12 protein-coding genes are annotated in these 13,233 nt (G+C 35.1%); 4 read left to right on the top strand and 8 right to left on the bottom strand.

The genetic code is table 11. The features are described 5' to 3' along the window. Positions 1 to 31 precede the first annotated feature (31 nt). From BCR23_RS04600 to BCR23_RS04580, 5 genes are all read right to left on the bottom strand, one after another. Positions 32 to 1,579, bottom strand: a complete 1,548-nt coding sequence (locus tag BCR23_RS04600; protein WP_240482532.1) for a DUF4097 family beta strand repeat-containing protein — start codon at positions 1,577 to 1,579, stop codon at positions 32 to 34. A gap of 8 nt (positions 1,580 to 1,587) precedes the next feature. Further along, a complete protein-coding gene (locus BCR23_RS04595; protein ID WP_069634314.1) occupies positions 1,588 to 1,905 on the bottom strand; it encodes a PadR family transcriptional regulator in 318 nt (105 codons plus the stop codon). A gap of 186 nt (positions 1,906 to 2,091) precedes the next feature. Beyond that, entirely contained in the window at positions 2,092 to 2,616 is a 525-nt protein-coding gene (locus tag BCR23_RS04590) for a hypothetical protein (protein ID WP_069634313.1), read from the bottom strand. Between the two features lie 38 nt (positions 2,617 to 2,654). Next, positions 2,655 to 3,344, bottom strand: a complete 690-nt coding sequence (locus BCR23_RS04585; protein WP_069634312.1) for a hypothetical protein — start codon at positions 3,342 to 3,344, stop codon at positions 2,655 to 2,657. An 18-nt stretch (positions 3,345 to 3,362) separates the two neighbouring features. Continuing rightward, positions 3,363 to 5,351 carry a glycosyltransferase family 2 protein gene (locus tag BCR23_RS04580; RefSeq protein ID WP_069634311.1) on the bottom strand — a complete coding sequence of 663 codons (1,989 nt, stop codon included), beginning with the start codon at positions 5,349 to 5,351 and terminating at the stop codon, positions 3,363 to 3,365. Between the two features lie 337 nt (positions 5,352 to 5,688). On the opposite strand from BCR23_RS04580, the gene BCR23_RS04575 reads away from it, so the two are divergent. The 4 genes from BCR23_RS04575 to BCR23_RS04560 are packed head-to-tail and all read left to right on the top strand — an operon-like array spanning position 5,689 to position 9,110. After that, entirely contained in the window at positions 5,689 to 6,870 is a 1,182-nt protein-coding gene (locus BCR23_RS04575) for a betaine/proline/choline family ABC transporter ATP-binding protein (RefSeq protein ID WP_205688493.1), read from the top strand. Between the two features lie 4 nt (positions 6,871 to 6,874). Beyond that, on the top strand, positions 6,875 to 7,513 hold the full coding sequence (locus tag BCR23_RS04570; RefSeq protein ID WP_069634309.1) for an ABC transporter permease: 639 nt from the start codon (positions 6,875 to 6,877) through the stop codon (positions 7,511 to 7,513). Next, the gene (locus BCR23_RS04565; protein ID WP_069634308.1) at positions 7,510 to 8,442 is read left to right on the top strand and encodes an osmoprotectant ABC transporter substrate-binding protein; all 933 of its coding nucleotides are present in this window, start codon (positions 7,510 to 7,512) and stop codon (positions 8,440 to 8,442) included. The genes BCR23_RS04570 and BCR23_RS04565 overlap by 4 nt, the downstream gene beginning before the upstream one ends. Further along, the gene (locus BCR23_RS04560; protein ID WP_069634307.1) at positions 8,442 to 9,110 is read left to right on the top strand and encodes an ABC transporter permease; all 669 of its coding nucleotides are present in this window, start codon (positions 8,442 to 8,444) and stop codon (positions 9,108 to 9,110) included. The genes BCR23_RS04565 and BCR23_RS04560 overlap by 1 nt, the downstream gene beginning before the upstream one ends. Before the next feature lie 547 nt (positions 9,111 to 9,657). On the opposite strand, the gene BCR23_RS04555 is transcribed toward BCR23_RS04560, so the two are convergent. The 3 genes from BCR23_RS04555 to BCR23_RS04545 form a co-directional block, all read right to left on the bottom strand. After that, the gene (locus tag BCR23_RS04555) at positions 9,658 to 10,560 is read right to left on the bottom strand and encodes a prenyltransferase (RefSeq protein ID WP_069634306.1); all 903 of its coding nucleotides are present in this window, start codon (positions 10,558 to 10,560) and stop codon (positions 9,658 to 9,660) included. A 142-nt stretch (positions 10,561 to 10,702) separates the two neighbouring features. Then, positions 10,703 to 12,526, bottom strand: coding sequence for an APC family permease (locus BCR23_RS04550; RefSeq protein ID WP_069634305.1), 1,824 nt, complete (start codon positions 12,524 to 12,526; stop codon positions 10,703 to 10,705). A gap of 361 nt (positions 12,527 to 12,887) precedes the next feature. After that, positions 12,888 to 13,214, bottom strand: coding sequence for a hypothetical protein (locus BCR23_RS04545; protein ID WP_069634304.1), 327 nt, complete (start codon positions 13,212 to 13,214; stop codon positions 12,888 to 12,890). Positions 13,215 to 13,233 lie beyond the last annotated feature (19 nt).

The following is a 13,233-nucleotide window of genomic DNA, read 5'->3' as shown; positions in this document are numbered from 1 at the left end:
AAAACTTTCTAACTATCAGATCTTGTTGCTTTTATTCAACTTTTTCGAGAATTTTAATATCTCCGGTTTTAGATTTCACATCAATTTTATACTTTCCACTATCAGACGCCTTTGAGAAGTCATTTTTCAATTCTCCGGTCTCTGTGTTGGCTGTAACCTTGACCGATTGATCGGGATCTTGCAGCCATTTGATGAATCCTGATTGACTTGAAACATTTGCATTTACTTTACTGCTTTGTATAACAATGGTTGGACCATATCCATTTCTCAATTCTAATGTTCCTTGATTTTCTTCTGAAACAATTTTACCTTGTTCATTGGCCATCAAAAGATCACCTTTTGTTCGTTTAACGATTACTTGACCCTCTGTTGCCGTTGCTGCGAGTTTCTTCGTTTCAGAATCTTCTAAAATCATTCGACCCGAATGATTGTTTAATACGACATTGTCAGAACGTAAGAATTTCAAAATTGATAATCCTTGATCCCCTTCAATCATTAAATCACCTAACATACCAGTAATAACTGTTTTACCAGAAATACTTTTAACCTTTAAATTCATTGCTGATTCCTCTATGATGACATCTCCATAGTTACTATCTATATTCCCTTCATCTGCGATAATATTTTTCGCGTAGACATCGCCAGAGGTCAAATCTAAATCAAAATTTTTTGTTTGAATATCCAATAAACGTAGATCTCCCTGACTTAATCCTAAGTGGAAATCATCAAGAATTGTTCCTTTTGGAATAAAGAAAATCACCTCTGAACGACCTGTTCGAGTGAATGTATCAAAGATGTTTTCTTCGTCTAAAGTCAAGTTTACTTTGTTATCATACGATCCATTTTCTATTTTTTGAATGTCACTTTCTTTGAATCGACCTTTGACCATCAAACTTGGTTTTTCAGTACTAGACACTTCTACAGTCGTAATCTCAACATCAGCATCTGAATCAAAACTGAATGCAGCATGGTTATTAGAAGATAAATTGATTTCTTTATAATATTGTCTGCCTGTATACATCAACTGACCAGTTACTGAAAAAAACAACAGCAGTACCGCTCCAATTGCTACAAAGCTAATTGATAATCCATTGACCCAACGTCTTTTTTTACTGACCCAACCTTTTGCTAATTGTAAAGAAATTGCCAATAGTAATAAGCATAAAACCGTTGGAATCCCAGCTAGATTTCGTTCTTCATTAATCTCTTTTACTATATATATAAAGAAAAAAGAAAATAAGACTAGCAACACTAGCAATAATAAGGGTTTTAATACCTTAAACACGGTTTTTGCAAATTTTTGCATTCTTTTTTTCTGTGTTTGAATAAATACGTCTTGAATTTCTTCTCTAGGAACGACAGAAGTTTTAGCATTGATTGCAGCATCTAAACTTAAATCTGCGTAGTAATCTGCTGCTATCTCTTCTGGAGGTGCGAGTCTTGCGACAACCTCCGTTTCTGTCTGTCCCTCTTCTAAACAAATGGCCAACTGCTCCAACAAATCTTCCTTTAGTTCATTAAAATCTTCTATATCTTCTTCAGCAAAAGCAGCTTTTAGTTGGTTTAAATACTCTTCCATCGTGCTCACTAATCTGCCTCCCTCAGTTTACTCACTTGTTCCACGAATTCATCCCAATCACGCTCTAAAGTTTCCAAATATTCTATTCCTTTTTCCGTCATTTGGTAATACTTTCTGGAAGGACCATCTGGTGATTCTTTAGTATAGATGATGCAATAAGACTCTTTAACTAGTCGACGCAAAACTGGGTAAAGCGCCCCTTCGGTAATTGGTATAAACTGATTCACTCGTTGTGTTAACTCGTAACCATATCGATCTTCTTTTTTTATAAAATGAAGTACACACATTTCTAAAGCACCTTTTTTAAACTGGCTTGAAGCCCTCATCGCTCAATCCCCTTATCACAGTTTTGACTGACGAATTACCCACTGTTTCCATAAACATCCACTGAAATAAATAGACTACACGATGAGCAATTATGGCTAATTATTTTGATTTTTTTCTACAAAAATATCAAAATCAGCCCCGCACTTCAATGCTTTTTGCTTTAGAACACAATAGTATTTATTCCTTTATCGGTGGTTATTGCGGTTGTAATTCTTTTTCTCTTGAATAATACCTTGACGCTCTTCTCGTGTCAAATTAGGATCTTGCAGCTGTTCGCCCCACTCTCTATTTTTTTGACCTCTTTCACGTCCAATGGCAGAGGCACCAGAAACCGCTTCGGCTTCTTCCTGATTACTTGCGGTTGCGGTATCTTCACCTTGTGTCGGTTCTATAGTTTGATTTTGTGTTATAGTTCGCTCTTTTTCTTCCTCTTGTATAGCTTTCTTTTTGTCTTCTTCTGCTTTTTTGTCGGTCTCTTCTTTTTGCTTTTGTATTTTCTTTGCTTCTTGTTCTTTTAATTTAATTTTGATTGAATTTTCAACGTGAGCTATTTTTTTGGTGACAATCTCAGATAGTCGCTCTTTTTTTAATGCAAACCGTTTTCTGACGATTTCATCTTTAGAAAAAGCAGCGTCCGCAGTATTTACCGTCTGGGTCGTTCCAACTCCTATCATCAAAAGAGCTATGCAAAATACTATAAATTTTTTCATTCTAACTTCTCCTTAATCAACATATTTCTTTATTGTCGTTATCCTTGGAAAGCATCTAGTAATTCATTAAATCGCTTTTCTTCATCTACAATAATCCAGTACTTTTTCTCTTTTTTATCGGGTTCCAGTTCTAGGTGAATCGTTTTTGGTTTACTTGCTGCTTTCAATTCTTTAAACGTCTTTTTAAGTGCTTCAAATTGGATTTGATTAAGGTCTTTGTCATTTAATGTGTTTAATTCTTTTAAGATATCGTTTAACTGCTTTTCATCGGAAATTTTATCAATATCATCTAAATGATTGATCTTATCATGACCTTTCTTTTTTAACCATTGAACTAATTCTTCATCCGTATTTTGATCAACAATCTGATCAAACTTTGTCTGATCCAGACCTGTGACACTCACTTGTGCTTTTTGTTTTTTCGATGTAGTGTCTTTAATTTTTACAGAAAAACTTGTCTCTTTTTCAAGTCGTTCCTGATAAATAGTTACTAATTCTTCTGCTTGTTCTTTTGATAAATCAAATAGCTCAGAAAAATCGCGAACTAAATCAGCTTGACTCGGTACTTCTAATTTATAAAAGTACTTCTCAGCTTCTTCTTTATCTATACCATAAATGGCATTATTGATGAAAGCTGTAGTAACATCTTTAGGATCTGCAGATTTTGCACATCCAGTCAAAACAACAACCATAAAAACTAACATAATAAATACTTTTTGTTTTTTCATACGTCTAATTGGCTCCTTTTATGACAACAACTGTTGATTTTTTTGTGCATCTTTTCTATTTTTAAATATATATTTAAAAATCGTATAAAATTTTACTCTGATGGAATGGACATCTCCTACTCTATACTTTGTATCCGAATAAATAAGTCCTAACCAACGGTAATGATTATTACGTGAAAATTTTTGAATCTTGAATGTTATCTCAACTTTCCCTGCTATATTAATAATACGTGAACGAATCACTTTTACATTTTTTATTTTTTGAAAAGAAAGCAATGCTTCCTCTTGATTCAGTAATAGATTCAAAAATGGGGCTTTTTGATCCACTGTGACAATCACACTTCGTTCTCCCAAATAATTGATTTGAACTGGAATAACCTGATTTTCCTTCACTAATTTCCCTTGGTACTCAACAGGAATATTCATCGGCAAGCGTGGTCGTTCATAGGCAACACAGACGGCAACCGTTAAACTGATAATGTTATAAAACAGCCAGTAAATATTAATAGAAAAAATCTGCCACCACTGCAAAGATTGCCAATCTAATTGCAGGATGTAATAAATCAATGCAAAACAGTTTACTGCTAATAACAGGATTTGAACTTTACTGTTGCGCCAATCAAAATAGCTTCTTTCCCCTTGAACTCCTTTGATGGTCACATGAAATTTTTTGTTCTTTTTCTGACTGAATAGCGTTTCTTTCCAAACTGCCCATGAAACCTGCGGCGCCGTAACTAATTCATAAATATTACTTATAAAGGAATTGTATTTTTTTCTGGCAACTGATTTATACATTAAACTACCTGACAGAAAAGCCGGCAGCCAAAACACAACTAATTGTGCTAAAGTCGTGTTCAAACTAGGAATATTCAAAACTAAATATAAAAATGGACTAAGTAAATAGACCAACTTATACATCCCGGAATACCAATACATCACACCATCAATATAAAACCATTTTTGAATAAATGTTAAATTTTGTAATTTTTTCAATGTATATTTTTTAGCAACCTGTACATTCCCTCGTCCCCAGCGATCGCGTTGTTTTACATAATCAGCTAAAGTTTCTGGAGAAAGTCCTGAAGCTAGGGCTTCATTGACAAATACTCCTTGCCAACCATTATTTTGTAACAATAAACCTGTAGCCATGTCTTCCGTAATTACACCCGTTGTAAATCCTCCAATAGAATCCAGCGCATCACGTTTAAATAATGCGTTGCTACCCACATATAAAACCGCATTAAATTGATCTTTTCCTTCTTCCAAAGTACGCATAAAAAAATCTTGTTCATTATTAATTTCGCTGTCTAAATACAGATTATGCTGAAATATATCTGAATTAAAGAAGGTTTGAGGCGTCTGAATAAATCCGACTTGATCATCTGTAAAATACCCCAACGTCCGTTGTAAAAATTCTCGTTTTGGTACCATATCAGCGTCTTGCGTTACTATGATCTGTCCATTCGTTTTTGTTAACGCATAATTTAAATTCCCTGCTTTGGCGTGTTCATGTGTTGGACGAGCAATAAATTCAACTTGATGTTTTGCCGCCAACTTTTTTACCAGTTGTCGATTTCCATCGTCACAAAGATAAATCTTCACTAACTCTTTCGGATAATCAATGGACAAACAGCCTACGACGGTTCTCTCTAAAATTTCAATATTTTCATTATATGTGGCTATCAAAATATCTACAGTCGGTAATCTTTCCAAATCATCCAAAGATTTTTCAGGACGTTTATACGGTTTCCAAAATAAGAAAACCAACGTAAGTGACTGAACAAATCCCATAAATTCAGCCAAGTATAATAGACTTCCAGCAATTATTTCAGCAATGCTACCATTAGGTATCGTAACCATAAAACGCCATACCAAGTAAATAAGCTGAATAATGACAAATCCCAATAAAACGAATTTTCGATAACTTTCATCCTTTTTAGAAAAAATGTAAAATAAAAATAAATAACCTAAACTAAATACCAAGTAAACTAACCCAATTTTTTCCATTTCTTTCTCCTTTTCACTCCCTATTAGTTATAAAATAGTAGCTGTTCTAGTCAACAATATACTAAGATTCTCCACTATTGTCAATAGAATAATAGTGGATTAAAAAAACTACCCGTCTTTTTGATCTAATACACCGAAAAAATCCTCTGATTTGTCCAAATCATTGTTTTGTAGCATACTAGTAGTAGAAACGTTTGTTAGGAAACACCAAACGAACCTAATTTATTCGGAAAGAAAAATCGTAGAAAATGACCGAATAGTCATACTCTACGTCCATTTTTCTTCACTGAATTCGATTAGGAAACAAGATCAAGAAAAAGAATTTGAGGTGAGAAAGTTGATCGAATTTCAACATGTTTCAAAAATTTACAAAGGCGGTAAAATCGCTGTAGACGACATCAATCTGTCTTTTGACAAAGGTGAATTTATCTGCTTTATCGGAACCAGTGGCAGTGGAAAGACAACTTCCATGCGGATGATCAATCGTATGACTGATCCATCAAAAGGAAAAATTTTGATCAATGGTGAAGATATTCAGACAATCAATCCAGTAGAACTACGAAGAAAGATCGGTTATGTTATCCAAAACATTGGGTTAATGCCACACATGACAATCAGAGAAAATATTGTGCTTGTCCCCAAGTTGCTAAAAGTCGATTTAGAAGAACGCAATAAAATTGCAGAGAAAATGATCGATTTGGTTGAATTACCTAGAGAAATGCTGGATCGTTATCCAAATGAGCTCTCTGGGGGGCAGCAACAACGGATCGGCGTGGTCAGAGCCTTAGCTGCAAATCAAGATATTATTTTGATGGATGAGCCCTTTGGTGCCTTAGACCCAATCACGAGAGATTCTTTACAAGACCTAGTCAAAGATTTACAAGAACGTTTAGGTAAAACTATTGTTTTTGTAACTCATGATATGGATGAAGCGTTAAAATTAGCCAATCGTATCGCCATTATGAGTGAAGGTAAAGTCATTCAGTTTGATACACCGGATAATATTTTACGTCATCCAGTGAATGAATTTGTTGAAGAATTAATTGGTGAAGATCGCTTGATTCAAGCCAAACCGGATATTACAACAGTTGGTGAAGTAATGCTAAACAATGCGATTACAATCACACCAGAAAAATCATTATCAGAAGCGATCAAGCGAATGAGAGAGAAACGCGTAGATACATTATTAGTTGTTGATGGTACTGGTGTTTTAAAAGGCTTTATTGATGTTGAAACTATAGACCGCCGTAGAAATACCGCAACAAGTGTTAGTGATATCATGAATCCAAAAGTATTCTTTGTAAAAAAATCTTCTTTACTGCGTGATACCTTGCAGCGAATTTTAAAACGTGGTTTAAAATATGTTCCTGTTGTGGATGATCAACAAAAAGTGGTTGGCATCTTAACCAGAGCTTCTTTAGTTGATATCGTTTATGATGTTATCTGGGGTGAGGAAGAAACAGACATGCTTAATGGAACCGAATCAACCGATGTCAAACAACCTCAAGCGGAGGTGTAAAAGAATGAATCAGTTTCTTTTAGAAAGAGGAAATGAACTTGTTACAAAAATAGGTGAACATATTTTTATTTCTGGTGTGGCACTTATTTTGGGGGTTTTCTTTGCAGTACCAATCGGGATTTTACTAACCAGAACCAAAAGAACCGCCGCTATCGTTATTGGACTGACCAGTGCTTTGCAAACTGTTCCTTCATTGGCATTGCTTGCTTTAATGATTCCAATTTTTGGTGTTGGAAAAATTCCAGCGATCATCGCACTGTTTATCTACTCATTACTTCCCATTTTACGGAATACTTACATTGGTATCAAAGAAGTCAGTTCTGATTACAAAGACGCCGCAAAAGGTATGGGCATGACAAATGTGCAATCAATTTTCATGGTTGAATTACCCATTGCTATGCCAACCATCATGGCTGGAATTCGATTAGCCGCAGTTTATGTAATTGCTTGGGCAACATTGGCTTCTTACATTGGGGCTGGTGGTCTTGGAGACTTTATTTTCAGCGGATTAAATAATTATCAACCTGATTTGATTTTCGCTGGAACAATTCCTGTTACCATTTTAGCTTTAATTGCAGACTTATTGCTCGGTCTGTTAGAGAAAAAATTGACTCCTAAAGCACTAAAGGAGGCCGAACAATGAAGCGAACTATAAAATTATTACTTCTCTCATTTAGCAGTATACTATTATTATCTGGGTGTTCTTTACCAGGATTATCTTCAAATTCGGATGATTCTACAATTTCAATTACTGGTGGAATCACCTCTGAAGCACAAATACTAGCAAGTTTAGTTGCCGGTATGATTGAACATTACACAGATGAAAAAACAAACATTATCAATAATTTAGCTACTACGACTATTAACCATCAAGCAATGATGAATGGTGATGCTCAAATCTCAGCAGCTCGTTATACTGGAACGGATTTAACCACAACGTTAAATATGGAACCTATCAAAGATCCTAAAAAAGCGTTTGAAGCCGTACAATCAGAATTTCAAAAAAGATTTCAGCAACAGTGGTTTAGTTCGTACGGATTTGCTAACACCTATGCGTTTATGGTTACTCAGGAAACAGCTAAAAAGTATAACTTAAAAACAATCAGTGATCTAAAAAAAGTCGGCGACCAATTAACAGCTGGCGTAGATACTTCTTGGATTGATCGAAAAGGTGACGGCTACAAAGGGTTCACCGAGACCTATGGATTTGATTTTAAACGTGTGTTTCCAATGCAGATTGGTCTCGTTTATGATGCTGTAGCTGCAAATAAGATGGATGTTGTTTTAGGTTATTCAACAGATGGACGCATCGGTAGTTATAATTTAGTCATTTTAGAAGATGACCTCCATTTCTTTCCGCCGTATGACGCCTGTGCTGTAGTAACAGATGCCTTACTCAAAAAACATCCAGAATTAAATGATGTTCTTGCTAAATTGTCTGGGAAGATTTCCACAGAAACCATGCAAAAACTAAATTATCAGGCAGACAATGACTTGATGGAACCTGAAACTGTAGCTGATAATTTCTTAAAAGAAAACCATTTCTTCGAATCTGATGGAGGTGGAAAATAATGCAGAATTTACAAGATATGAATTTACTGCAACAGTTTTTCTATTACTTCGAACAAAACGGCAGTTATGTATTGAGTCAATTTGTCCGGCATTTTCTAATTTCTGTCTATGGCGTATTGTTCGCTGCTATCGTCGGGATACCGATTGGCATTTTCATTGCCCGTAGAAGAAAAATGGCCGGTTGGATTGTTAGTATCGCAAACTTAATTCAAACAGTCCCGTCTCTTGCAATGCTTTCGATTTTAATGCTTGGTCTAGGACTTGGCGTAAATACCGTTATTGTCACGGTATTTCTCTATTCTCTTTTACCAATCATCAAAAATACTTATACTGGAATGATTCAGGTTGATCGTAACATTTTAGATGTAGGTAAAGGTATGGGGATGACAAAATGGCAACGCCTTTATATGGTGGAATTGCCTCTATCCGTTTCTGTCATTATGGCAGGAATCCGTAATGCTTTAGTTGTCGCTATTGGAATTACAGCAATCGGTGCTTTTGTAGGAGCTGGCGGCCTTGGTGATATCATTATTCGTGGAACCAATGCAACAGATGGCACAGCAATCATCCTTGTTGGAGCCTTGCCTACTGCTTTGATGGCAATCATTACAGATTGGGTATTAGGAATGATAGAACGCCGATTAGACCCGGCGAGTAAACATTCATAGAAAAGCGCAATGAGCTGTTCAGCTCTAACTGAAAAATAGGAAATCCTGTTGGTGATGCCCTTTATCACTAATAAGATTTATCTTTTTTCCGAAGAGCTAGCTCATGCAGCTGGATCATAGAAAAGCGCAATGAGCTGTTCAGCTCTAACTGAAAAATAGGAAATCCTGTTGGTGATGGTCTTTATCACTAATAGGATTTATCTTTTTTCTGAAGAGCTAGCTCATGCAGCTGGATCATAGAAAAGCGCAATGAGCTGTTCAGCTCTAACTGAAAAATAGGAAATCCTGTTGGTGATGGTCTTTATCACTAATAGGATTTATCTTTTTTCTGAAGAGCTAGCTCATGCAGCTGGATCATAGAAAAGCGCAATGAGCTGTTCAGCTCTAACTGAAAAATAGGAAATCCTGTTGGTGATGGTCTTTATCACTAACAGGATTTATCTTTTTTCTGAAGAGCTAGCTCATGTAGCTAGATTATAGAAAAGCGAGTAAAAACCACTTCACATTCTTACTCACTTTTTATTCGTTCACTTTAAATTACCTCTGTTCACTTAATACAAGCCCCAATCAAATAAACAATAGGATAACCTAGCATTATTAAAGACATCCCTTTAAGCACAAGAGGAAAGGTTTGTTTTTTTATTTGCTGTTTAAAATATGGACGTAACATGCCTAACGTCACAGGCAGTAGGAGAATCATCCCCAATGTTAATTGTGGTGCTTGCTTAAAATAAACTGCCACTATAATAGCAGCATAGCTTAAACAGGTCAAAAGACTAAGTAAATACACACTATTTCTCTTTCCAATATAGTAAACTAGCGTTCTTCGTCCATTCTTGATATCTTCTTCAAGATCACATGTATTATTTGCCAATAAATTATTAAACATACAGAAAAACATCGGTAAGAAAGCAATTAACATTGCCCCAAGAGAATGAAAAGTCATTTTAACCTCTCCATAATTCGCTAAATAAGCACTTATAATCGGAATCATAAACCCACTTAACATAGCAGGAATGGTTTCAGCAATCGGTAAACTATTGATTGGTCTTTTGCCATAAGAATAACCAAATCCAACATAATAACCCAGAATACCTAAGATTAACACCAAGACATCTGTACTAAAAACCAAAATAGCACCAAAAACTAAAGAAAGACTAAGAAAAATTAAGTACGTTTTTTTGACTGTCTTTAAAGAAAGATTCCACTTACTGAGTGTACTCGTTTGCTTTTTATAATCGTCATCCTTTGCATTTTTATAGTCCATATAATTATTAAACGTGTTCATGGTGATGTGGTACAAAAATAAGATCACTAAAAAAATAAGAATTCGCCAATTGAAAAAACTTCCTTGCAAATAGTAACTATACGCCATTCCTAATAAAACTAAAAACCAATCTAAAGGAGTCGTATAAATCTCTCCTAACTCCCACAAAATTTTAACTGACATATTTACTCCCATCTAACTCAATTTATTTTCACTTAAATACGATTATAACTTCTTTCAAAAAAAAAGAATAACATTACCTTTTTACAGGAAATAAAAAAGCCGTAAAATCATTCAAATAATGAACAATCTTACGACTTTACTGCTACTTCTTCAAACGATAACTAAATGTCGAAACAACAATATTTTCTCGCCAAGATAAACGCAGACGTAAACGTAAACTAGTCTGATTATGCAAAATATTTTGCCATCGTCTATTAGGAACAAATTGTGGAATCAAAACAGTCGTTGTATAATTCCTTTTTGCAGAATTTTTACTAACGATATCAACATAACGCAAAATTGGATTAGTTATTGAGCGGTAAGAAGAATGAACGACAGAAAAACGAATATCTGGAAAATGTTTTTTGAACTCTGCTTCGATCTCTTTTTCCTTTTCAATATTTTCATCTAATGATACATGCATAGCAACGACATAGTCACCAATTGAGCGGGCATAATTGACTGCTCCCACGTTTGCCTGAGTTGCATTTCCTACTAAAACTATGACGGTATTTCCATAAAATTTTTGCTGTTTCACTTTTTCTTCCAAGCGTAATTGTTCCGCTACATTTTGATAATGAGCATGGATACTGTAGAAAATAAAGATCAAGACAGGCATAATAATAAAGAATGGCCAAATATCACCTAAACGATACAAGAACAAAATAACAATAATCCCATAGGAAATGAATGCTCCAACAATATTGGCGATTGATTTGGTTAACCATTTCTTTGTTTCTTTTCGCCATTTGATAACCATCCCTGTCTGAGATAAAGCGAATGGAATAAATACGCCAATCGAATACAACGGAATTAGTCGTTCTGTTGACCCTTGAAAGATCAACAACAAGAAAACAGAGCCTGCTGCCAAAGTCAAGATTCCATTAGAATAACCTAAACGGTCTCCACGATCCATATACATATGAGGCATAAACTTGTCTTTCGCTAAGTTATATGCCAAAACTGGAAAGGCTGAAAATCCCGTATTAGCTGCTACAGCCAAAATCAAAGCTGTTGTAAACTGCAGTATATAGTAAAGCAGATTCTGACCAAATACAGCTTTTCCGATTTGAGCCAACACAGTGACTTCTGTTTGAGGTACGATTCCATACCAATAGTTGATAAAGGTAATTCCTACAAAGAAAAAACCTAAAATTCCAGCCATCAATGCTAACGTGCCAGCTGCATTTTTCGCTCTAGGCTTTTTAAAAAAAGGCACTGCATTACTAATTGCTTCTACACCGGTCAAAGAAGAGGAACCAGATGAAAAAGCTCGTAAGATCAAGGCAATCGTAATACCAGGTACTACGGCTCCCGGAATTGCCGTTGCGTGGAGAGGAACGGCACCTGTCACGATTTTAAATAAACCAGTAACAATCAGCAATGTAATAACTGCGATAAAACTATACACAGGTAACATCAAAAAGCTTGCCGATTCTCGTAATCCCCTTAGATTCATCAACATAATCAATAAAACAATACCAATAGAAATAGCTACTTGATGCCCGTATAACGCAGGTACTGCTGAAATAATTGCATCAGCACCAGCAGAAACTGAAACCGCAACAGTTAACATATAGTCCACCAATAAAGAACCTCCTGCGATTAAACCTGCATTTTTCCCTAAGTTTTCACTACTTACTACGTAAGCACCGCCGCCATGAGGATACGCATGAATAATTTGCCTATAAGATAATGTTAATGAAATAAGTAAAATAATGACAAAAGCAGCAATTGGCAACGAATACCAAATGGCAGCAGCGGATAAAGTAACTAGCACGACAACAATTTGTTCTGTCCCATAAGCAATTGACGATAATGCATCAGATGACAACAACGCCAATGCCGCAAATCGACTTAATTTATGCTCATCATTTTCAGCAGATTTTAGTGGCTTTCCGATGAACAATCGTTTTAAATAATCCACTTTTTTAACCCTCTCCTTCTTTGATTTTTTTTAGAAAAAAGCACGTATTTTTCCATAAACAATCACATATGCTACGCTTCTAGTCTAAAATTGTCAATTATTTACTTATTGAACTATTTAAATATTCATCCCTTCCTCTTTTTCTATTAAAGAAATTCTCAGACCCTTGATTTTCTTTAATTCATTGCGTTTGTTTTAGCGTTCCATGGATAATAAAAAAGACACAGACTTTTATGCAGTCTGTGCCTTTTTCATTATTAGACCAATGTCTATGATCCAAGTAATAATAGAAAGAACGATTTCTTATCACAAAAGGACTAGCTCAAAATCTCCAAGCTATTTCGGCCAGTCTTTTTTTTGATCAATAGTAGTCTTGATTCATACTTCTTAATTCATCTAGATGCCACTCTTGAACAATTGGTTCTTCTAATGAATAACTCTTTGGTTGTCCTAACTGTTTGTGGTAGTGGGCATTTGAATTCAGCATATGAGAAATTGTTTCATCCTGCATTTTTATTATATGTTTTAAACGGACTTTCTCCAACTTTAAATCCATTATTTCTTCTTGTTGCTTATCTTTTTTCACCAACAAATTTTGTATTAATTGTTTATCTCTTACCGTGACCAAAGTCAAAACAACGATTACAACAACCATTAAATATAGAATAACTAATAAATTTATATCCATTTACAACTCCTCCTAACAT

Source organism: Enterococcus quebecensis (assembly GCF_001730365.1).
Classification (GTDB): domain Bacteria; phylum Bacillota; class Bacilli; order Lactobacillales; family Enterococcaceae; genus Enterococcus_L; species Enterococcus_L quebecensis.
The sequence above is the reverse complement of the archived record's forward strand: the minus strand, read 5'-3'. Positions and strand labels throughout refer to the sequence as shown.

Coding starts and splice junctions, on each gene's coding strand:
- BCR23_RS04565 (WP_069634308.1), top strand. CDS start 7,510: ATGAAGCGAACTATAAAATTATTACTTCTCTCATTTAGCAGTATACTA.
- BCR23_RS04545 (WP_069634304.1), bottom strand. CDS start 13,214: ATGGATATAAATTTATTAGTTATTCTATATTTAATGGTTGTTGTAATC.
- BCR23_RS04580 (WP_069634311.1), bottom strand. CDS start 5,351: ATGGAAAAAATTGGGTTAGTTTACTTGGTATTTAGTTTAGGTTATTTA.
- BCR23_RS04585 (WP_069634312.1), bottom strand. CDS start 3,344: ATGAAAAAACAAAAAGTATTTATTATGTTAGTTTTTATGGTTGTTGTT.
- BCR23_RS04600 (WP_240482532.1), bottom strand. CDS start 1,579: ATGGAAGAGTATTTAAACCAACTAAAAGCTGCTTTTGCTGAAGAAGAT.
- BCR23_RS04560 (WP_069634307.1), top strand. CDS start 8,442: ATGCAGAATTTACAAGATATGAATTTACTGCAACAGTTTTTCTATTAC.
- BCR23_RS04555 (WP_069634306.1), bottom strand. CDS start 10,560: ATGTCAGTTAAAATTTTGTGGGAGTTAGGAGAGATTTATACGACTCCT.
- BCR23_RS04570 (WP_069634309.1), top strand. CDS start 6,875: ATGAATCAGTTTCTTTTAGAAAGAGGAAATGAACTTGTTACAAAAATA.
- BCR23_RS04590 (WP_069634313.1), bottom strand. CDS start 2,616: ATGAAAAAATTTATAGTATTTTGCATAGCTCTTTTGATGATAGGAGTT.
- BCR23_RS04595 (WP_069634314.1), bottom strand. CDS start 1,905: ATGAGGGCTTCAAGCCAGTTTAAAAAAGGTGCTTTAGAAATGTGTGTA.